17 protein-coding genes are annotated in these 21,002 nt (G+C 71.9%); 13 read left to right on the top strand and 4 right to left on the bottom strand.

The annotated features are described in order from the left end of the window. Positions 1–26: 26 nt before the first annotated feature. Positions 27–632, bottom strand: a complete 606-nt coding sequence (locus ACMXN5_RS21880) for a MarR family winged helix-turn-helix transcriptional regulator (RefSeq protein WP_439676629.1) — start codon at positions 630–632, stop codon at positions 27–29. 116 nt (positions 633–748) lie between these two features. Between ACMXN5_RS21880 and ACMXN5_RS21875 the strand changes: the two genes are divergently transcribed. Beyond that, complete coding sequence (locus ACMXN5_RS21875; protein ID WP_439676628.1) at positions 749–1,258, top strand: MarR family winged helix-turn-helix transcriptional regulator; 510 nt, start codon at positions 749–751, stop codon at positions 1,256–1,258. Positions 1,259–1,737: 479 nt separating this feature from the next. Here ACMXN5_RS21875 and meaB read toward each other — a convergent pair whose 3' ends face one another. Together meaB and ACMXN5_RS21865 are read right to left on the bottom strand one after the other, a co-directional pair. Then, entirely contained in the window at positions 1,738–2,688 is a 951-nt protein-coding gene (gene meaB, locus ACMXN5_RS21870; protein WP_395787862.1) for a methylmalonyl Co-A mutase-associated GTPase MeaB, read from the bottom strand. Between the two features lie 140 nt (positions 2,689–2,828). Next, positions 2,829–4,016 (bottom strand): acetyl-CoA C-acetyltransferase, encoded by a 1,188-nt coding sequence (locus ACMXN5_RS21865; RefSeq protein ID WP_078979219.1) that lies wholly within the window; start codon positions 4,014–4,016, stop codon positions 2,829–2,831. Between the two features lie 259 nt (positions 4,017–4,275). On the opposite strand from ACMXN5_RS21865, the gene mce reads away from it, so the two are divergent. The 12 genes from mce to ACMXN5_RS21805 all read left to right on the top strand — a co-directional run bounded on the left by mce (position 4,276) and on the right by ACMXN5_RS21805 (position 20,462). After that, positions 4,276–4,713, top strand: coding sequence for a methylmalonyl-CoA epimerase (mce, locus tag ACMXN5_RS21860; protein ID WP_379997255.1), 438 nt, complete (start codon positions 4,276–4,278; stop codon positions 4,711–4,713). A 348-nt stretch (positions 4,714–5,061) separates the two neighbouring features. Beyond that, on the top strand, positions 5,062–6,399 hold the full coding sequence (ccrA, locus tag ACMXN5_RS21855) for a crotonyl-CoA carboxylase/reductase (protein ID WP_379995034.1): 1,338 nt from the start codon (positions 5,062–5,064) through the stop codon (positions 6,397–6,399). Positions 6,400–6,537: 138 nt separating this feature from the next. Beyond that, positions 6,538–11,295, top strand: a complete 4,758-nt coding sequence (locus ACMXN5_RS21850; protein WP_439676627.1) for a hypothetical protein — start codon at positions 6,538–6,540, stop codon at positions 11,293–11,295. Between the two features lie 109 nt (positions 11,296–11,404). Beyond that, positions 11,405–12,346, top strand: coding sequence for a cellulose-binding protein (locus tag ACMXN5_RS21845; protein ID WP_020555437.1), 942 nt, complete (start codon positions 11,405–11,407; stop codon positions 12,344–12,346). Positions 12,347–12,534: 188 nt separating this feature from the next. Beyond that, positions 12,535–14,067: an AI-2E family transporter gene (locus ACMXN5_RS21840; protein WP_439676626.1), complete on the top strand. Its 1,533-nt coding sequence runs from the start codon at positions 12,535–12,537 to the stop codon at positions 14,065–14,067. Between the two features lie 178 nt (positions 14,068–14,245). Beyond that, positions 14,246–15,346 (top strand): ABC transporter ATP-binding protein, encoded by a 1,101-nt coding sequence (locus tag ACMXN5_RS21835; protein ID WP_126637283.1) that lies wholly within the window; start codon positions 14,246–14,248, stop codon positions 15,344–15,346. 3 nt (positions 15,347–15,349) lie between these two features. Further along, positions 15,350–16,315, top strand: coding sequence for an ABC transporter permease (locus tag ACMXN5_RS21830; protein ID WP_439676625.1), 966 nt, complete (start codon positions 15,350–15,352; stop codon positions 16,313–16,315). 307 nt (positions 16,316–16,622) lie between these two features. Next, positions 16,623–18,485 carry an ATP-binding protein gene (locus ACMXN5_RS21825; protein WP_439676624.1) on the top strand — a complete coding sequence of 621 codons (1,863 nt, stop codon included), beginning with the start codon at positions 16,623–16,625 and terminating at the stop codon, positions 18,483–18,485. Then, a complete protein-coding gene (locus ACMXN5_RS21820; RefSeq protein WP_078975402.1) occupies positions 18,482–18,937 on the top strand; it encodes a roadblock/LC7 domain-containing protein in 456 nt (151 codons plus the stop codon). The genes ACMXN5_RS21825 and ACMXN5_RS21820 overlap by 4 nt, the downstream gene beginning before the upstream one ends. Next, positions 18,912–19,331, top strand: a complete 420-nt coding sequence (locus ACMXN5_RS21815; RefSeq protein WP_439676623.1) for a DUF742 domain-containing protein — start codon at positions 18,912–18,914, stop codon at positions 19,329–19,331. The genes ACMXN5_RS21820 and ACMXN5_RS21815 overlap by 26 nt, the downstream gene beginning before the upstream one ends. A gap of 46 nt (positions 19,332–19,377) precedes the next feature. Further along, the gene (locus ACMXN5_RS21810; RefSeq protein ID WP_395788660.1) at positions 19,378–19,965 is read left to right on the top strand and encodes a GTP-binding protein; all 588 of its coding nucleotides are present in this window, start codon (positions 19,378–19,380) and stop codon (positions 19,963–19,965) included. Positions 19,966–19,982: 17 nt separating this feature from the next. Then, on the top strand, positions 19,983–20,462 hold the full coding sequence (locus tag ACMXN5_RS21805) for an SAM-dependent methyltransferase (RefSeq protein WP_439676622.1): 480 nt from the start codon (positions 19,983–19,985) through the stop codon (positions 20,460–20,462). A 25-nt stretch (positions 20,463–20,487) separates the two neighbouring features. Here ACMXN5_RS21805 and ACMXN5_RS21800 read toward each other — a convergent pair whose 3' ends face one another. After that, a complete protein-coding gene (locus ACMXN5_RS21800; protein WP_439676621.1) occupies positions 20,488–20,841 on the bottom strand; it encodes a hypothetical protein in 354 nt (117 codons plus the stop codon). Positions 20,842–21,002: the final 161 nt, after the last annotated feature.

Below are 21,002 nucleotides of genomic sequence, written 5' to 3'. Positions count from 1 at the left end.
CCGCTTTTCACAATGGCGCATGCAGCTTACGTCGCCGGCACCGGGGTCCCCGAATCCGCCCCCTCCCCCGCCGTGCCCCCGTCCCTCGCCTCGTTCTTCGCCTCGTCCTTCGCCTCCGCCTCCGGCTCGACCACGAAGTCGCCGGCGTCCACCCGCAACACCCGCAGCAGGTCGAACAGCTGGGCGCACTGCTCGGCGGTGTACGCGCCGAGCCCGAACTCGCGCGCGGTCAGGTCCCGGGTGGCCCGCTCGGTGACGTCGCGCCCCTTGTCCGTGATCACCGCGAGTACGCCGCGGCCGTCGCGCGGGTTCGGCCGACGGGCGACCAACTCGGCCTGCTCCAGGCGGTCGATCGTGTTGGTCACACTCGTCGGGTGCACCATCAGGCGCTCGCCGATCCGGGACAGCGGCAGCGAGCCGGTCCGGCTGAAGGTGAGCAGGACCAGGGCCTCGTAGCGGGCGAAGGTCAGGCCGTACGGCTTGAGCACCGCGTCGGCGCCGGCGAGCAGAATCTGCTGGGCACGCATGATCGAGGTGATGGCGACCATCGGCGGACACTCGCCCCAGTGCTCTCGCCAGTGCTCGTCGGCACGGGTGATCGGATCGAAGGGAAGGTTCAGTGGCTTCGGCACGGGCCGAGCGTAGTGGAGGTTACCGATCGGTCACGTGGCCGTCTCACAGCGTGCGGCGCGACGCGCGGCAACCAAAGGGTCATTCAAGTTTCAACTAACTCCGGTATTCTTGGTTCATGACCGATGTCGAGCCCAGATGGCTGAGCGATGAAGACCAGCACGTCTGGCGCCAGATCATCGCCGTGATCAACATGCTGCCGGCGCGGCTGGAGCGCGAACTCCAGCGCACGCACGGCCTGTCCCTGCACGACTACCAGATCCTGGTGCAGATCTCGGAGCACCCGCGGCAGGAGGTGCGGCTGAGCGATCTGGCCGAGGCGACCCAGCAGTCCAAGAGCCGGCTCTCGCACCAGATGACCCGGATGGAGAACGCGGGCCTGGTCGCGCGCCGCAACTGTCCGACGGACCGCCGCGGGGCCTACGCGGTGCTCACCGAGGAGGGCTGGGCCGCGCTCCGGGCCGCCGCGCCCACGCACGTCGAGAGCGTCCGCGAGCACCTGATGGACGTGATGACGCCGGCCCAAAAACAGATGGTCGGCGAAGCGTTCGGAGCGGTGGCCGCCCACCTGCGCCCCGCCGCCCGCGCCACGGTCTGCCCCTCCACAGAAGAATGCGGGACAGGCTGACGCCTGTGTCGACCCACCTCGTGCCGGCCGTCCTCAAACGCCGGACGGGCTGAGACATGTCGGCCCGGTTCGGCTCGCCGTCCTCAAACGCGGGACAGGCTGACGCCTGTCGACCCGGCTCGGATCGGCCGTCCTCAAACGCCGGACGGGCTGAGACATGTCGGCCCGGTCCGGCTCGCCGTCCTCAAACGCCGGACGGGCTGAATTGCTCGGCTCCCCTGCTTGAGCTGCGGTCACCGGATCGCAGCCTACGAGCCCGCCCAAACCAACCCCCAGCCCGTCCAAACCGCAGCCCACACGCCGGGCCAAAGCAACCCCAGCCCGTCCGGCGTCTGAGGACGGCAAGCCGACCCGCGCCCACCACGCGAAAAGCGAAACCGCAGCTCACGCACCAAACCAAGCCCCACCAAGCCCGTCCGGCGCTTGAGGACGGCGAGCCGAACCGGGCCCACCACGCGAAAAGCGAAGCCGCGAGGCCGCTAGGCGCCCAGGCCCGTGATCAGTTCGTCCGCGGCCGAGTACGGGTCCGTGGACCCGGACAGCACGTGGTCGGCCAACTCCTCCAACCGCCGCCCACCCCGCAGGTCGCCGATCCGCGCCCGCAGTGCGGTGACCGCGATCGCCTCCACCTCGTCCGCCACCCGCCGCCGACGCCGCAGCCGCAGTTCGCCGCCCGCCTCCATCCAGGCCCGATGCTTCTCCAGCGCCTCGACCACCTCGTCGACACCCTCCCCGCGCGAGGCCACGGTCTTGACGATCGGCGGACGCCAGTCCCCCGGCCCCCGCGCCTCGCCGAGCGAGAGCATGTGGCCGAGTTCACGCGCGGTCGTCGCCGCACCGTCCCGGTCCGCCTTGTTCACCACGTACAGGTCGCCGATCTCCAGGATCCCCGCCTTGGCCGCCTGAATCCCGTCGCCCATGCCCGGCGCCAACAGCACCACCGTGCTGTCCGCCATCGAGGCGATCTCCACCTCCGACTGGCCGACCCCCACCGTCTCCACGATCACCACATCGCACCCCGCCGCGTCCAGCACACGCAGCGCCTGCGGCGTGGACCAGGCCAGCCCGCCGAGGTGCCCGCGCGAGGCCATCGAGCGGATGTACACGCCCGGGTCGGTCGCATGGTCCTGCATTCGCACCCGGTCCCCGAGCAGCGCGCCGCCCGAGAACGGCGAGGACGGGTCCACCGCGAGCACGCCGACCCGCCGACCCAGCCGGCGATACGCGCTCACCAGCGCGGTCGTGGACGTCGACTTGCCCACCCCGGGCGAGCCGGTCAGCCCGATCACGTAGGCGTTGCCGGTCAGCGGCGCGAGCGCGGCCATCACCTCGCGCAGCCGCGGCGAGGCGTCCTCGACCATCGAGATCAGCCGGGCCACCGCCCGCGGCTTGCCCTCCCGGGCCTGGGCCACCAACGTCGCGACATCCATCCCCGACCTCATGCGCCACCGCTTCCCTGCTCGGATATGCCGAAACGACCCCGCAGTCGGCGAGGCGCCACACCGCAGTGCGCGTCCCGCGACTGCGAGATCGTTTCAGGTGGATCGATCACACGGAACCGTACGGTCGCTCAGGCGCCCGGAACGGTGAGGATCAGCGCGTCGCCCTGGCCACCGCCACCGCACAGCGCCGCCGCACCCGTGCCGCCGCCGCGGCGCTTGAGCTCCAGCGCCAGGTGCAGCACCACGCGGGCGCCGGACATGCCGATCGGGTGGCCGAGCGCGATCGCGCCACCGTTGACGTTGACCTTGTCCGTGCTCACCCCGAGGTCGCGCATCGACTGCACGGCCACCGCCGCGAACGCCTCGTTGATCTCGATCAGGTCGAGGTCGTCGACGGTCAGGCCCTGCTTGCCCAGCGCGTGCTTGATCGCGTTCGAGGGCTGCGACTGGAGCGAGTTGTCCGGGCCCGCCACGTTGCCGTGCGCGCCGATCTCGGCCAGCCACTCCAGGCCCAGTTCCTCGGCCTTGGCCTTGCTCATCACCACGACCGCGGCGGCGCCGTCGGAGATCTGCGAGGACGTACCCGCGGTGATCGTGCCATCCTTGCTGAACGCCGGACGCAGCTTGCCCAGCGACTCGGCGGTGGTGTCCGGGCGGATGCCCTCGTCGGCGGCGAACACGACCGGCTCGCCCCGGCGCTGCGGAATCTCCACCGGCACGATCTCGGCGTCGAAGATCCCGTTCTTCGCGGCGGCCGCGGCGCGCTGGTGGGACAGCGCGCCCACCGCGTCCTGCTCCTCGCGCGAGATGTCCAGCTTCGTGTTGTGGTGCTCGGTCGACTCGCCCATCGGGATGTTGTCGAACGCGTCGGTGAGGCCGTCGTAGGCCATCGCGTCGAGCATCTCGACCGCGCCGTACTTGAAGCCCTCGCGCGACTTGGGCAGCAGGTGCGGGGCGTTGGTCATCGACTCCATGCCGCCCGCGACCACGATGTCGAACTCGCCCGCGCGGATCAGCTGGTCGGCCAGCGCGATCGCGTCCAGGCCGGACAGACAGACCTTGTTGACGGTGAGCGAGGGCACGTTCATCGGAATGCCGGCCTTGACCGACGCCTGTCGGGCGGGCATCTGCCCGGCGCCCGCCTGGAGCACCTGGCCCATGATCACGTACTGGACCTGGTCCCCGGTGACGCCCGCGCGCTCGAGCGCGGACTTGATCGCGATGGCGCCGAGGTCGGTGCCGGAGAAGCCCTTGAGGGAGCCGAGCAGTCGACCCATGGGGGTACGGGCCCCGGCGACGATGACAGAACCGGCCATGAGGGTGGCCTCCACAACTTTATGGTCGGGGTGCCATCGCCAGGCGGGCCGGGCGACGTGCGGCATCCCCGCGACGGACGTGAAGTTGTTCCGGAACCTACCCGGAAGGGCGCCGACCGGTGCAGGGGGCCCCGATGTGACGGAACCCACCCTCACGCCCGGCACGAATCGGGTGTGCTCTCGCCCATAGTCTCGTGACGAAGGGTCGGGTATCTACTCGCAGGTAACCCGCATTTCTCGACGGCCTCGGGAGGCCATGGTGCTCACGCGTATCGATCACATCGGCATCGCCTGTCACAACCTCGACGAGACGGTGGACTTCTACACAACGACCTACGGATTCGAGGTGTTCCACACCGAGATCAACGAGGAGCAGGGCGTCCGCGAGGCGATGCTCAAGATCAACGAGACCTCGGACGGCGGCGCGTCCTACCTCCAGCTCCTGGAGCCGATCCGCGAGGACTCCGCGGTCGGCAAGTGGTTGGCCAAGAACGGCGAGGGTGTGCACCACATCGCGTTCGGCACCGCCGACGTGGACGGGGACGCGGCGGCGATCGGGGCCAAGGGCGTCCGGGTGCTGTACGACGAGCCCCGGCGTGGTTCGATGGGTTCGCGCATCACGTTCCTGCACCCCAAGGACTGTCACGGCGTGCTCACCGAACTGGTGACCTCGGCCGCGCCCGACACGGAGCACTGAGCCACCGGGCCCGGCGTCGACCACCGGGCCCGGGATTCGGCCCGCGACATCACGCGGCCACTCGTCACACAGCGCGCGACCGCGCGCGACCACCCGTGACAGCGCATGACCGCGCACGACAGCGCGCCGACCCGCGGCATCCCGCGGCGGCGCCCGACCGGCCGCGCCATCCCGCGGAGCCGGCGGCTCGTCAACAGACAGATCGTCAAAGCGGCGGCGCAGTTCCTGTGACTTCGCCCCTTGTCGCTTTTATGCCGAACGCCTAGCGTTACCAGCGAGTAAGTTCAGCGAAGCTCGGCAATCCCTCATGTTTCTCATGCTTCAACCGCCGACCCATGGAGGCCGACGATGAAGGAGATCCTCGACGCCATCCTCGCGGGGGACACCCCCAAGGAGGCGTACGCAGCGCTCCCGCTTCCCGACTCGTACCGCGCCGTCACCGTCCACAAGGACGAGGAGACGATGTTCGAGGGCGTGGAATCGCGGGACAAGGATCCGCGTCAGTCGCTGCACGTCGATGACGTGCCGCTGCCCGAACTCGGCCCCGGCGAAGCCCTCGTCGCCGTGATGGCCAGTGCGATCAACTACAACACCGTGTGGACCTCGCTCTTCGAGCCGGTCTCCACGTTCCGCTTCCTGGAGAAGTACGGCCGCGCGTCCGACCTGTCCAAGCGGCACGATCTGCCGTACCACGTGGTCGGCTCCGACCTCGCGGGCGTGGTCCTGCGCACCGGCGCGGGCGTCAACGCCTGGAAGCCCGGCGACGAGGTGGTCGCGCACTGCCTGTCCGTCGAGCTGGAGAGCCCCGACGGGCACGCCGACACCATGCTCGACCCCGAGCAGCGGATCTGGGGCTTCGAGACCAACTTCGGCGGCCTCGCCCAGATCGCCCTGGTCAAGAGCAACCAGCTGATGCCGAAGCCGGCGCACCTGTCGTGGGAAGAGGCCGCCTCGCCGGGCCTGGTCAACTCGACGGCGTACCGCCAGCTCGTCTCGCGCAACGGCGCGGGCATGAAGCAGGGCGACAACGTGCTGATCTGGGGCGCCTCCGGCGGCCTGGGCTCGTACGCGACGCAGTTCGCCCTGGCCGGCGGCGCGACGCCGATCTGCGTGGTGTCCTCCGAGGACAAGGCGCAGTTGTGCCGGGACATGGGCGCCGAGCTGGTGATCGACCGGCGGGCCGAGGACTTCCGCTTCTGGAAGGACGAGCACACCCAGGACACCCGCGAGTGGAACCGGTTCGGCAAGCGCATCCGCGAACTCACCGGCGGCGAGGACGTGGACATCGTCTTCGAGCACCCGGGCCGCGAGACGTTCGGCGCCTCGGTCTACGTCACCCGCAAGGGCGGCACCATCGTGACCTGCGCCTCGACGTCGGGCTACATGCACGAGTACGACAACCGCTACCTGTGGATGAGCCTGAAGCGGATCGTCGGCTCGCACTTCGCCAACTATCGGGAGGCCTGGGAGGCCAACCGGCTCGTGGCGAAGGGTAGGATTCACCCGACGTTGTCGCGCACCTACGCTCTGGAAGAGACGGGCCAGGCGGCCCGGGACGTCCACCGGAACCTGCACCAGGGCAAGGTGGGCGTACTGTGTCTCGCACCGGAGGAGGGCCTGGGGGTTCGGGACGTCGAGATGCGCGCGCGGCATATCGACGCCATCAACCGCTTTCGTAACGTCTGACGGCGGTCCCTGGATCTGAGACCATTCTCCCTGGTAGTCAATGCGGTACGGGCGGTTCCGGATGGTTTTCGGGGTCGTTTCGTCACCAACCGGTCGGAAACGGCCGATTTGCAGTACTGAAACGTACGCGGCCAGGGGATGGAGTGGGACCCCACAGTGCGGGGCTACGACCGCTACCAAGTCGACGAGCATCTCGAACAGCTCGACGACGAGATCAAGCGGCTGAAGAAGGAGCGCGACGACACCGTCGCCCACGCGGAGGACCTCGGCTATCAGGTCGAGGTTCTCCGCGCGAAGCTGCATGACCTTCGCCGCCAGCTCGCCACACCCCGATTCGACAGCATCGGCGGCCAGGCCGAGCAGATGTTGCGCAACGCGCAACTGCAGGCCGACCAGGTCCGTGCCGACGCCGAGCGCGAGTTGCAGGAGTCGCGCGCGACCACCCAGCGCCTGCTCCAGGAGGCCGCCGCCCGCTCGGCCCGGCTCGAGGCCGAGTGGCAGGCCGAGGTCATGGAGCGCCGCCGGCGCCTCGACGAGGAACTGGCCCAGGCGCGCCAGGCCACCGAGGCCCGGGTCAACGAGAACGTCGCGTGGGCCGAGCAGTTGCGCGCCCAGGCCGAGGAGCGCGCCCGCCAACTCCTGGACAACGCCCGCACCGAGGCCGAGCGGGTGGCTGCCGCCGCCCGCGAGCAGGCGGCCGGCACCAACGAGAGCACGCGCGCCGAGGTCGAGTCGCTGCTCTCGCGTGCGCAGAGCGACGCAGATCGGGTGGTCGCCGAGGCCAAGGCCCGGGCGAGCGCGGCCGTGGACCAGTCCGAGCAGTTGCGCACCGAGACCCGCACCCGCGCGGAGAGCCTGGTCGGCGACGCCCGGGTGGAGGCCGCCCGGATCATCGGCGAGGCCCGGGCCGAGGCCGAGCGGGTCACCGGTGAGGCCGGCGCCCGCGCCCAGGGCGCGTCCGAGAACACCGCGAAACTGCTCGAATCCGCCCAGTTCGAGATCGAGCGGCTGCGCGCCGAGGCGGCCGGCGAGGCGGACCGCCGCCAGGCGGAGGCCCAACGGCTGCTCCAGGGCGCCGAGGCCGAGGCGGGCGAGAAGCTCGGCAAGGCCGCGACCGACGCCGAGGCGCATCTGGCCAAGGCCCGCGCGGAGGCGGACAAGCTCACCGCCGAGGCCCGCGCCGCCGCCGAGCGGCTGCGCGCCGAGGCGATCGCCGAGGCGGACCGGCTGCGCGACGAGGCCCGCGCCGAGGCCGAGGCGCTGCGTACCGACACCCGCGCCGAGTTGGACACCGCCCGCGAGGAAACCCTGGCCCGGGTCGACGAGTTGGAGGCCGGGGCGCGCGCGGAGATCGAGCGCCGCCGGCAGGAGGTGGACCGACTGCGGGCCGAGGCACAGCAGTTGCTCACCAACGCCGAAGCCGGCGCGGCCGAGCGCCTGGAGACCGCCGCACGGGCCGCCGACGACCTGATGGCCAAGTCCCGGTCCGAGGCCGAGCGGGTACAGAGCGAGGCCCGCACCGAGGCCGACGAGTTGCGCGCCCGGGCCCAGGCCGACGCCGAGGCGGTCGAGACGCGCACCCGCGTGTCCAGTGACCGGCTGGCGCACGAGGCGCGCGAATACGCCGAGCAGGTGCGTGCCCAGGCTGCCGAGAGCGCGGAGGAGCTGCTCGAGGCGGCCCGCGCCGACTCCGGCAAGCTGCGCGAGAAGGCGGTCGCCGACACGCACCGCCTGCGCGAGATGACCAACCGCCAACAGGCGGAGGCCGCAGAGGAGTTGGAGCGCGCCCGGATCGAGGCGCAGACCCTGCGCAGCGAGGCCGCGGCCGCCGCCGAGCAGCTGCGCGAGGAATCCGCGGCGCAGGCGGCGGAGCGGGTCGAGGCGGCCCGCGCCGAGGCCGAGCGGGTGCGTACCGAGGCCGCCGAGAACGCCGGTCGTTCGCACGCCGAGGCCGAGGAAGTGGTGGCCAAGGCCCGGGCGGAGGCGCAGAAGGCCGGCGCCGACGCGAACCGCGCCGCCGAGGAGCTGATCCGCTCCGCCGAGCTGGCCGCGGCCGAGCTGCGCGACCAGGCCCAGGCCCGAGCCGAGGCGATGCGCGCCGAAGCGGAGCGGCAGGCCGCCGAGTTGCATGCCCGGAGCGAGGAACTGCGGTCCCGAGCCGAGCAGTCGGCCGCCGAGGCCGAGGCCGCGCTGGATCGGGCTCGGGCCGACGCCGAGGCCACGATGGAGCGCGCTCGCGCCGAGGCGGGCGCCCGTACCCAGTCGGCCGCGGTCAAGGCCGACGAACTGATCGGCAAGGCCCGGGAAGAGGCCGAGAAGGTCCGCACCGACTCGCGCCGCGAGGCCGACAAGGCCCTCACCGAGGCGCGGACCGAGGCGGAGAAGACCCTCGCCGACTCCCGCGAGGAGGCCGACCAGATGCGTTCGGCCGCGCGTCGCGACGCGTCCTCGATGCGCGAGGAGGCGGAGACCGAGACCCGCGCGCTGCGCGAGCGGACCGAGGCCGAGACCCGCGCGCTGCGTGAGCAGACGGAGACCGAGACCCGCGCGTTGCGCGAGGAGACCGAGCAGACCGCGCGGGCGCTGCGCGAGAGTTCGGAGAGCGCGGCGGCGGCCCTGCGCGAGGAGAGCACCGAGCAGGCCCGCGCCCGGCTGGCCGCGGCCGACACCGACGCGACCCGGATGCGCACCGAGGCGGAGGCCGCCGCCCAGGCGCTGCGCGAGAAGACCACCGAGACCGCCCGCTCGGTCCTGGAGCAGGCCGACGAGGAGGCCGAGCGCATGCGCACGGAGGCCGAGACGGCCGCCCGCACGCTGCGCGAGGAGACCACCGAGACCGCGCGTTCGGTGCTGGAACAGGCCGACGCCGAGGCCGAGCGCATGCGCACCGAGGCGGAGGCCGCCGCGCACACGCTGCGCACCGAGACCGCCGCGACCGTGCGCGCCGCGCTGGACAAGGCCGAGAAGGACGCCGCGCGGATGCGGGCCGAGGGCGAGGAGACCGCGCTCGGCATCCTGGAGCAGGCCGACGGCGAGGCCCGCGCGCTGCGCCAGGAGGCCACCGCCGCGCTGGCCGCGGCCAAGGCCGACGCCGACACGATGCGCACCCAGGGCGAGACCGACGCGGACCGGGCCCGGTCCGAGGCGCAGACCGCCGCCCGCGCGCTGTTGGAGCGCGCCGAGCGCGATGCCGAACAGGTGCGCGCCGACGCCGAGCAGGCGGCCGGGACGCTGCGCCGGGAGGCCGCCGAGGCGCTGGAGGCGGCGCGCAGCGAGGCGCAGCGCCTGCACACCGAGGCAACCGCGACGCTGGCCTCGGCGAACGCCGACGCGACCACGCTGCGCGAGGAGGCCGCCGCCGCGCTGGAGGCGGCGACCGCGGACGCGGAGCGTATGCGCGACGAGGCCGAGACGGCCGCGCTGAGTCGGCTGGAGCAGGCCGACACCGACGCCACGCGGCTGCGCGAGGAGGCCGAGGCCGAGGCGATCCGGCTGCGTACCCAGGGCGCCCAGGCGCTGGAGGAGGCGCGCGACGAGGCGGCCGAGTTGCGCGATCGCACCAAGGCGCGGGCCCGCGAGTTGCTGGAGAAGGCCGAGGCGCGGGGCACCGACCTGCTGGAGAGCGCCACCACCCAGGCCCGGCTGGCCAAGGAGGACGCGGCCCGCGCGGTCGCCGAGGCGCAGGCCGAGGCCGAGGCGGTACGCGCCGCGGTGGTGGGCATCGAGGACGCCGCCCGGGAGGAGTCGGACCGGCTCACCGCGCTCGCCGAACGCGACCTGGCCAAGGCCCGCGACGACGCGGAGACCACGCTGGTTCGGGCTCGTGCCGAGGCCGACGCCACGGTCACCGCCGCGCGCAAGCACGCCGACCGGATGAAGTCCGACTCCGACCGCGAGGCGGAGAAGACCCGTACGGCCGGCCGCGAGGCGGCGAACAAGGAGATGCGCGAGGCCGAGGAGGCCGCGGCGCAACTGCGCGAGCAGGCCCGCGCCGAGCTGGAGCGCGCCACGAACGACGCCGAGGAGCTGCTGGTTCGAGCCAAGGGCCGGGCCACCGAGATCGTCGGCACCGCCGAGCGCAAGGCCGAGAAGCGGCTCGCCGAGGCGACCGAGGCGGCGAACCTGCTGATCGCCGAGGCCGAGGCGGAGGACGAACGCCTGCGCGCCGAGGCGACCGCGGTGATAGAGAAGGCGCGCCAGGACTCCGACGCGATGATCGGCGAGACCCGGCGCGACACCACCGCCACGCGCGAGCGTTCCGACCGCGAGGCCGAGCAGGTCGTCGAACGTGCCCGCCGGCAGGCCGCGGAGGGTCTGAAGCAGGCGGGCAAGCGGGTCGACGACCTGGTGGCCGCCGCGGAGGAACAGGTGAGCGAGGCCCGCGTGGACGCCGAGAAGATGAAGGTGGCCGCGGCCGAGGAAGCCGAGCGGATTCGCGACAAGGCCGGTTCCGAGGCGGATAGGGTACGTATTGCCGCGGTGAAGAAGGCCGAGGCGCTGCTCTCGGAAGCGGAACAGCGGCTCGCCGACGCCCAGAAGGGCGCGGACGACCTGCGGGCGAAGGTGGCCGAACAGGTGGCCGCCGCCCAGCGGGAGGCGCAGGCGGTCCGTCGCAAGACCGCCGCGGACGCCGAGAAGGTTCTCGACGAGGCGCGGAAGGAGGCGGAGCGACTGCGCACCGAGGCGCGCAAGGAAGCCGACCGTCACCGCGCCGACGGACAGCGCAAACTCGACGAGTTGAACCGCAGACGCAAGGACATCACCGCCGAGATGTCGCGCGTGCAGGGCGTGTTGGACGCGCTCGCCGCGCCCGCGGGCCTCGGGGCCGGCAAGGGCAACTCCTCGTCGGGCAAGGGCCCCGCGGCGAAGGGCTCCGGTTCGTCGTCATCCGATTGAGCGATGCCGGCCGGTTCTTATCTCCCGGTCAGGTCGATGCTCCGCCCGATTCGTGCCAGGATTCCACCCGTCACCTCATTCACCGCACCCGTCATACGACAGGAACCCCATGAGCGACACTAACTCTCCGCACGGCTTCGACATCGTCCGTCGTGGGTACGAGCGTTCGCAGGTCGACGACCGCATCACGAAGCTCGTGTCGGACCGTGACAGCGCGCTCGCGAGGATCTCGGCGCTGGAGAAGCGGATCGAGGAACTGCACCTCGAAAGCCAGAACGCGCAGGCCCAACTCGCCGACGCCGAACCGTCCTACGCGGGCCTCGGCGCACGGGTGGAGAAGATCCTCCGCCTCGCCGAGGAAGAGGCCAAGGACCTGCGCGAGGAGGCCCGCCGCGCCGCCGATCAGCACCGCGAGTTGGCCGAGGCCGCCGCGCAGCAGGTCCGTTCCGACGCCGAGCAGTACGGCAAGGAGCGCAAGGCCAAGGCCGAGGACGAGGGTTCGCGGATCCTCGACAAGGCCAAGAGCGACGCCGCACAGCTGCGTGGCGAGGCGGCCAAGGACGCGTCGGCCAAGCGCGAGGAGGCCGAGGCCCTCTTCGAGGAGACCCGGGCCAAGGCCGCCCAGGCCGCCGCCGACTTCGAGACGAACCTGGCCAAGCGCCGCGAGCAGTCCGAGCGCGACCTGGCGGCCCGTCAGGCCAAGGCCGAGAAGCGGCTGTCCGAGGTCGAGCACCGGGCCGAACAGCTGCGCCTGGAGGCCGAGAAGCTGCGTACCGACGCCGAGCGCCGCTCGCGTCAGACGATCGAGACCGCGCAGCGCCAGGCCGACGACATCGTGGCCGACGCGCGGGCCAAGGCCGACCGGATCCGCTCGGAGTCCGAGCGCGAGCTGGCCGCGCTGACCCACCGCCGCGACAGCATCAACGCGCAGCTGACCAACGTGCGCGAGATGCTGGCCACGCTCACCGGCGCGGCCGTCGCCGCCGCGGGTGTCAGCATCGATGACGACGACGACAAGATGCCGGGTGTGCCGGCTCAGCAGAGCCGCTGACGCGCCTCGGCGGGGCATCGGCGACTGGTATTTCGGCCGGCTTCGGCGGCCGGGCGGCGGGCGGGTTCCATGGGGACCCGTCCGCCGCCCGGCCGCATTTTTCATGACGTGATCCCGGACGCGTCGGCGCGGGCACATCCGGATCCGGGCCGCCGACGGCCCGGCCAGGGGACGAGGAGTACGGGGCCATGGGCCGACTGGGCAACATCCGACCGCGCCGCAGACCGGGGAAGCCGACACCGGCCGGGGACGGGGACGGGGCATCCACGGGAGCACCTGCGACCGCGCCGAGCGCGGACGCGGGGCCCACCGGGGCGCCTTCGGCGGCGGACGCGGGCACGACCACCGCCGGACCGACCCCGGGCGGCACGCCCGCCGGGAGCACGGCGGAGGCGTCTCCGGGCGGTAGCGACAGCGGCGACACCACCGACGGGACGACCGACACGGCGGCGGCGCGGGCCTCCGTCGACGCGTCGGTCGGCGACCACGCCACCGGCAAGAGCACCGACGCGACCCCCGCCCGGGTGCCCGCCCAGGTCGCGACGGCCGAACCCGGCCCGGCGGCATCCCCGACCGCCCCGGACCCGGCCGCCGCCCCCGGCGTACCCTCCCCCGCCCCCGACGACGCCAAGGCCGCCACCCGGGTCCAGCCGTGGACCGGCGTCGGCTCACGGTTCGGCGAGCCGGGTCGCCCGCTGCGCCGGTCCTCGCCGTTCTACATCGGCTTCCTCGGCGGACTCGGCCTGATCACCGCGTGGTTCCTGGCCCAGGCCGTGATGGGTATCCAGCACGTCCTGATCATCATCCTGATCTCGTTCTTCCTGGCCGCGGGCCTGAACCCGTTCGTCGAACGCCTCGAAAAGCGCGGCATGCCCCGACGCTGGGCGGTGTGCACCGTCGCGTTCGGGTTCGTCCTCTTCGCCGCGGCCTTCGTCACCGCGATCGCCCAGCCGCTGGTCGAGCAGACGTCGAGCCTGATCAACTCGATCCCCGACAGCCTCACCGAGCTGCGGAACAACGAGAGATTCCGGCAGCTGGACGAGAAGTACGACCTGGTGAACCGGGCCAAGGACTGGGCCGCCAACGCCAACACGGCGGAGAACGTGGCGGGCGGTTTGTGGGGCTTCGGCAAGATGGTGCTGACCTCGGTGTTCGACACGCTCACCGTGATCGTCCTGACGCTGTACTTCCTGGGCGCGCTGCCCAGCATCAAGGAGCACCTGTACAACCTGTTCCCGAAGTCGCGCCGGGCCCGGGTGCGGCTGCTCGGCGACGAGATCCTGTCCGGGATCGGCGGCTACGTGAACGGCGCGCTGATCGTGGCCACCTGCGCGGGCCTGTCCTCGTTCATCTTCCTGATGATCCTGGGCAACGACTACGCGCTGCCGCTGGCCCTGGTGATCGCGATCACCGACCTGATCCCGATGATCGGCGCCACGGTGGGCGCGGCGGTGGTGTCGGTCGTGGTCTTCTTCGACTCCCCCGGCAAGGCGCTCACCTGCGTGATCTTCTTCCTGGCCTACCAGCAGTTCGAGAACTATCTGATCTATCCGCGTGTGATGAACCGCGCCGTGAACGTGCCGCCGGCGATCACCGTGATCGCGGCTCTGGTGGGCGGCGCGCTGCTCGGGGTGACCGGGGCGCTGCTCGCGATTCCGATCGCGGCGGCCGTCCTGCTCATTCTGCGCGAAGTGGTCACGCCTCGCCAGAATCAGGTCTGAGCTTGTCAATCGTCCTCTGGGATGACTTGCGGGACTTCCCTCGAACCCATGTCCCAACACGGGCCCGTCGTACGGCGGCCGTCGGCAGCGGGGGTTCGGGCCTAAGCTCGAAGCCCGGTCGGCTCGACAGTCGGTCCGGCACCATCCCCCCGAAGTCTTCCTGGGAGTGCGGCAACAGATGATCGAAGCAAGAGGGCTCACCAAACGCTACGGAAACAAGCTGGCGGTGGATCAGCTTTCCTTCCAGGTGCGTCCGGGCTCGGTGACCGGCTTCCTCGGCCCCAACGGGGCCGGCAAATCGACCACCATGCGGATGATCCTCGGGCTGGACACGCCGACCGGGGGCAACGTCACGGTCAACGGCCGCCCGTACGACCACGTCCAGGCCCCGTTGCGGGAGATGGGCGCACTGCTCGACGCCAAGGCGATGCACGGTGGCCGGACCGCGTACAACCACCTGCTGTGTCTCGCGCAGAGCAACGGCATCCCGAACCGTCGGGTCGACGAGGTGCTCGGGATGGTCGGCCTGACCCAGGTCGCCAAGAAGCGCGCGGGGGGCTTCTCGCTCGGCATGGGCCAGCGGCTCGGCATCGCCTCGGCGCTGCTCGGCGATCCCGGGATCCTGATGTTCGACGAGCCGGTCAACGGGCTCGACCCCGAGGGCATCCTGTGGATCCGCAACCTGATGAAGCAGTTGGCCTCGGAGGGTCGCACCGTCTTCGTCTCCAGTCACCTGATGAGCGAGATGGAGGTGACGGCGGACCACCTGATCGTGATCGGTCAGGGCCGGATGATCGCCGACACCTCGATGCGCGACTTCATCGAGACGAACTCCCAGTCGTTCACCGTGGTGCGCTCGCCGCAGGCGGAGAAGCTCAACGCGCTGCTCCAGGCCAAGGGCGCCACGGTCACGCCCGACCAGGCGGTGGCCGGCTCGTTCCGGGTGCACGAGTTGTCGCCCGTGGTGATCGGTGACCTCGCCGCCGAACACGGCATCGCGCTGCACGAGTTGTCGCCGCGCTTCGACTCGCTCGAAGAGGTCTACATGCGGATGACCCAGCACAGCGTGGAGTACCGCGCGGGCCTGCCGGGCGGTCCGCCGCCGGGCTGGGGTCCGCCCGGAGCGGCGCCGCCGCCCGGATACCCGCAGCAGGGCGGCCCGCAGTTCGCCGGTCCGCCGCCCGGGTACGCGCAGCAGGGCGCGCCCGGCGCCCCGTGGGGCGCGCCCGCCGGCGCCCCGTCCCCGTCCATGCCGCGATCCAACGGAAGCGAGGGCTGAGCGATGGCACAGAACACTCCGCCCCCGATGCCCCAGGGCCCGCCGCACCTACTCCCGCAGGGCCAACCGGCCCCGATGCACCAGCACATGCAGGCGCAGCAGGCGCCGGGTCAGCAGTTTCCCGGGCAGCAGATGCAGGCGCAGCAGCTGCCCGGTCAGCAGTTCCCGCCCGGGCAGCAGGCGGGTCATCCCCCGCACGTCGGCGGCAACATCGGCGGTGGCAACGCGGGCTTCGGCCGGGTGTTGCTCTCCGAGTGGACCAAGATCCGCACGGTGCGCTCCACGGTGTGGACCCTGATCGTGATGGTCGCGCTGATCCTGGGTCTGGGCATGCTGATCGCCGGGTTGGCCAACCCGAAGCCCGACGACGACTACGTCAGCATCTCGCTGATCGGCGTGATCGTCGCCCAGCTCGCCGCCGCGACGCTGGGCGTGTTGACCATCTCCGCCGAGTACACGACGGGCATGATCCGCACCACGCTGACCGCGTACCCGCGCCGCATCCAGGTGCTGGTCGCCAAGGGCGTGGTGTTCGCGGGCCTGATGTTCGTGGTCGGTCTGGTCACGATCGGGATCACCGCGGTGCTCGGCAAGGCGATGTTCACCTCCAGGATCGGCGACTCCACCGCCGACGTGGACCTTTTCCGCAGCGTCGTCGGCAGTTCGCTCTACCTGGCCGTGATCGGCCTGTTCGGGCTCGGGCTCGGGGTGCTGCTGCGGCACTCGGCGGGCGCGATCACCGCGCTGATGGGGGCCATCCTGCTGCCGATGATCATCGGGCCGTTCCTGCCGCACTCGGTGGGCTCGAAGGTCATGGAGTACTCGCCGATGTTCGCGCTGGGCAAGCTGATCGGCGGGGACGGCGACGACGGTGGTCCGGGCGCGTGGCCCTCGCTGTTGCTGATCGCGGCCTACGCGGCGATCGTGCTGATCGCCGGCGGGATCCGGCTGCGCTCGCGCGACGTGTGATCGGGTCGGTTGGGGCATTTGCCTGACCGATCGTCAAAAAAGTTGCTCCGTATACCGAAAAGGTCTCACCCGACATGTGTCGGGTGGGGCCTTTTCGGCCGTTTTCGGGCCGACTCGCGTAGCTTCGGAAACCACATCAAAAGAGGGTCCGACGATATGCTCACGTCTCATGTATGGGCAGGGGGATCCAGGAACACCCGACGCGGCGGACGCGGCACCCGTACGCGTTCCGGAACCCGTTCACCGGAGCCGGCGCTCGGCCGGCGGACCGGCCGCGGGGTTCGGTTCCGCGGCGGCCGTCTTCGCGTTGGCGGGGATCGCGACCGCCATCGTCCTGCTGGGGGACACCGACACACTGTGGGAGTCGGCCCTCGCGGGCACGCTGCTGACCGCCGCCGTCGCGCTGTCCTCGATCGCCGCGTGGTTGCGGCATCGCGTCGCCGAGCAGCGCATCGCCCGACTGCGTGAGTTGACCGTACGTCAGGCCGCGGAGAGCGCCCGCCTGGAGGCCGAACGCGCCCGGCTCGAGGCGGAGCACACCGAGCTGTTGCGCGGGCGGGCGGCGCTCGCCGACGAGGAAACGCTGATGCGCGGCCGGGTGCACGACGTGTTCGTCAACCTGTCGATGCGCACGCTGACCCTGGTCGAGCGCCAACTGGACCTGATCGAGAAGCTGGAACACGGCGAGGACGAACCCCAGCGCCTGCAGGACCTGTTCCGGCTCGACCACCTGGCCACCCGGATGCGCCGCAACAGCGAGAACCTGCTGGTCCTCGCGGACGCGGACGAACGGCGCGGCCGGCGACCGGCGATCCCGCTCCTGGACGTGGTCCGCGCCGGTGTCTCGGAGATCGAGCGCTACGAGCGGATCGACGTCGGCCACGTGCCGCGCGCCGACGTGCTCGGACGCGCCGCCGACGACGTGGGCCACCTGCTGGCCGAACTCCTGGAGAACGCCGCCGCCTACTCGGCGCCGGAGTCCCGGGTGGAGATCGGCGGCTGGACGCTGGAGAACGGCGAGGTCGTGTTGTCGGTGGACGACAACGGGATCGGCGTACCGGCGGACCGGCTCACCGAGTTGAACTCGCAGATCGAGCGGGACAGCACCGAGGAGGAGGCGGCCGGCGGCGCCGGCGGCCTGGGCGTGTTCGTGGTGGGCCGGCTGGCCCGACGGCACGGGATCAGGGTGCAGTTGCGGCCCCGCCCGCAGGGTGGCCTGAGCGCCGTCGTGGTGATCCCCGCCTCGACCTTCCACGGCCTGGGGCCCTCGCCCGCCGAGTTCTCCGCCGAGCGCGACCGCGAGCAGGAGCGCGAGCGGGACCGGATGGCCATCCCCGGCGTGACGCCGGGTGCTCGGGCCATCCCGCCCGGCGCGGCCCGGCTCGCGCTGCCCGCGACCGAGACGCCCGCGCCGGCCGGTGCCGCGCCGACTGCTGCCCCCGCCGCCGAACGTCCCCGGTCCGCGACCGCCGCGCCGCGTGGGCCGATCGTGCCCCGCGAGGACGCCGCGCCGCCGGTCAAGACGCCCAAGGGCCTGCCCAAACGCACCCCGGCGGCCAATCCGCCCGTCCCGGAGGCGCCGGCGGCGAAACTGGTCGCGCCGGGCGCGCTGTTCGAGGCGACCGGGTCGACGGCGCGCCCCGAGGCCGCGCCGCCCGCGCGTCGCGCGAACCCGGCGCCGGTGGCGAACGCGGCCGCGGCGCCGAGGACCGCCGCGGCGGAGGGCACGGCGGCGGGGACCCCGGCAGGCAAGGGCACGGCGGCGCGGAGTGCGACCGCGAAGAGCGTGGCGCCGAAGAGTGCGACGGCGAAGACCGCCGCCGCGACGCCGCCTGTCGCGCCGCGGCCGGCGATCGGCGGGGACGGCACGGGCCCCGCGGCCTCCGCGGTCGGTCGTACCCGGCGCGGTCTACCCAAGCGGCTGACGACGGGCGACGACAGCGGCGCGTTCGCGATCACATCCGCTGCGGACCCCGCCCGGGACACCGCAACGCTTTCGGCCGACGAACTGCGCCGACGGCTGACGGGCTTTCAGGAAGGTCTGGAGGCGGCCCGCCGGGAGGACGAACCGACCGGTCCGATCCGCTCGTCCGGGCCGATCGTGTCGACCGACGAAGAACCCACCTTCCCGCCGGACGTGCGGGAGGAGACAGGAGGTGGAGACCGGTGACCGGATCGAATGGCACCACGGCCCGCGATGTCGACTGGCTGGTGGCCGGGCTGGCCGGGGATGTCCCGGGGGTCCGCGAGGTGGTCCTGGTCTCCTCCGACGGCCTGATGCTGGCCAGCGCGCGCGGCCCGGAGGCGGCCGGCGCCGCCGGTGACGCCGAGGAGCAACTCGGCGCGATCGTCAGCGGCCTGGTGGCCCTGGCCGAGGGCACCTCGCGGGTGCTCGACATGGGCGCGGTCCGCCAGGAGATCGTCACGATGGCCGAGGGCTACGTCGTGGCGATGTCGATCAGCGACGGCTCCTGTCTGGGCGTGCACGCGGGCGGGTCCGCCGATCTGGGCGTGATCGCCTACCAGATGACCTCGTTCGTTCGGCGCGCCGGCCACGTCCTGACGCCGGCCCTGCGCGCACAGATGCACCAGGACCGTGGAGGTGGTCGCGTTGGCTCCTGACGGCGGTTATTCCGACTACGACGACGCAGGGGGTTTTCCGGCCCGTCCCGAACCAAGCGGTCGCACCTCGCGCGTGCGTCCCTACACGCTGACCCGCGGCCGGACCCGCTACGGCCACGTGCTGCTGGTCGAAACGCTCGTCACCACCCTGGACTGCCCGCAGGACGAGACCGGCGACATGCCCGAGGTGGCCCGCATCGTGCACCTGTGCCGCGGCGTGCGGTCGGTGGCGGAGGTGGCGGCGATCCTGCACATGCCGCTCGGTGTGGTCCGGGTGTTGATCAGCGACCTGGCCTCGCAGGGCCGGATCAGTGTGTACCAGGCCGAGCACGAGGCCGGCCGACCCGATCGTGCGCTGCTGGAGAGGGTGCTCGGTGGACTACGCAAGATTTGACCTCGGCGGTGTCGGCGGCCTCGGCGACGAGGTCCCGGCCATTCCGATGCCGGCCGCGGGCGCGTCCGGTCGGCGGATCGGCGAGGGGCCGCCGATCACCTCGACCAAGATCGTGGTCGCGGGCGGTTTCGGCGTCGGCAAGACCACGCTGGTGGCCGCCGTGTCGGAGATCCCGCCGCTGACCACCGAGTCGGTCATGACGGTGATGAGCGAGGACGTCGACGACCTGTCCGGCCTGCCGGAGAAGCGCACCACCACGGTCGCGATGGACTTCGGCCGGATCACCCTGGAAGCCGACCTGGTGCTCTACCTGTTCGGCACCCCGGGGCAGAACCGGTTCTGGTTCATGTGGGACGACCTGGTGCGCGGCGCGGTGGGCGCGATCGTCCTGGTGGACACCCGCCGGCTGGAGGACAGTTTCCCGGCGGTGGACTACTTCGAGCGTTCCGGGATCCCGTTCGTGGTCGCGGTCAACCTCTTCGACGGCGCGCCGCGCTATCCGGAGGAGGACCTGCGCGACGCGTTGTCGATCGGCCCGCGCACGCCGATGACCGAATGCGACGCGCGGGACCGGGAGAGCGCGGTGAACGCGCTGGCCGAGTTGGTCGTCCACGCCCTGGACCTGACCCCGTAACGGGAGGGAGCACACCCGTGGCACCGCTGCCCGACATCACCCTGCGTGCGATCGGGCGGGTGTCTGCCCCGCGCGTGGAACTCGTGGACGATCACTGGGGGAACGTATCCTCGGTGATCCGCCTGGACGGTGAACGCTTCGGCCCCGAGGCGCTGTTCGGCCTTGACGACTTCTCCCACCTGGAGGTGGTCTTCCACTTCCACCGGGTCCCGGACACCGCCGTCGAGACCGGCGCCCGCCGGCCGCGCGGCAATCCGGCCTGGCCGCTCGTCGGCATCTTCGCCCAGCGCGGCAAGAACCGCCCGAACCGCCTTGCCGTCTCCCGCTGTTCACTGGAGCGGGTGGACGGCCTGGACGTCCACGTGCGCGGCCTCGATGCGGTCGACGGCACGCCGGTGCTCGATCTCAAGCCCTATCTCGCCGAGTTCGGCCCGCGCGGCGAGCTTCGCCAGGCAACGTGGTCGAGCGAGTTGATGACCGACTACTACGCCGACTGAGCGCGGCGGTGTCGGGTCGTGGTGGTCAGGCGCGTCGGGTGGCCCACCGGTATCGGTTGGTGTGCCAGGGCCAGTTGGTGGTCACCCGCCCGTCGGCGCCCTTGTACCAGCTCGTACAGCCCGCCCCGAACGCGGTGCCCGCCACGCCGGCCGCGAGCGCCCGCCGGTCCGCTTCGTACTCGGCCGCGCCCACCTCGTGGACCCGCCCGTCGCGGATCCTGCGGACCACGTACGCCACCTGACTCTCGATCATGTAGATGATCGAGTTGTGGCCCAGGTTCGTCCCCGGCCCATACAGCAGGAACAGGTTGGGGAAACGCGGCACGGTCATTCCCAGTCGGGCCGCCGCCCCCTCCCGCCATACGTCGTGCAGCCGCACGCCGTCAGGCCGTTCATCCAGTCGGTGGTGAGCCGACGCAGTCGGCCCAACGCCGGGTCGGCAGCCACGAGTTGTGGGTCATCAGCGGCACGGCGCGCTCGACCGGCACGGCGAGCACGTACCAGTCCGCGTCGATCGTGCCGGTGCCGCCTCGGGGATCG

Source organism: Embleya australiensis (assembly GCF_051903075.1).
Classification (GTDB): Bacteria; Actinomycetota; Actinomycetes; order Streptomycetales; family Streptomycetaceae; genus Embleya.
This window is presented reverse-complemented; position numbering and strand designations above follow the sequence as displayed.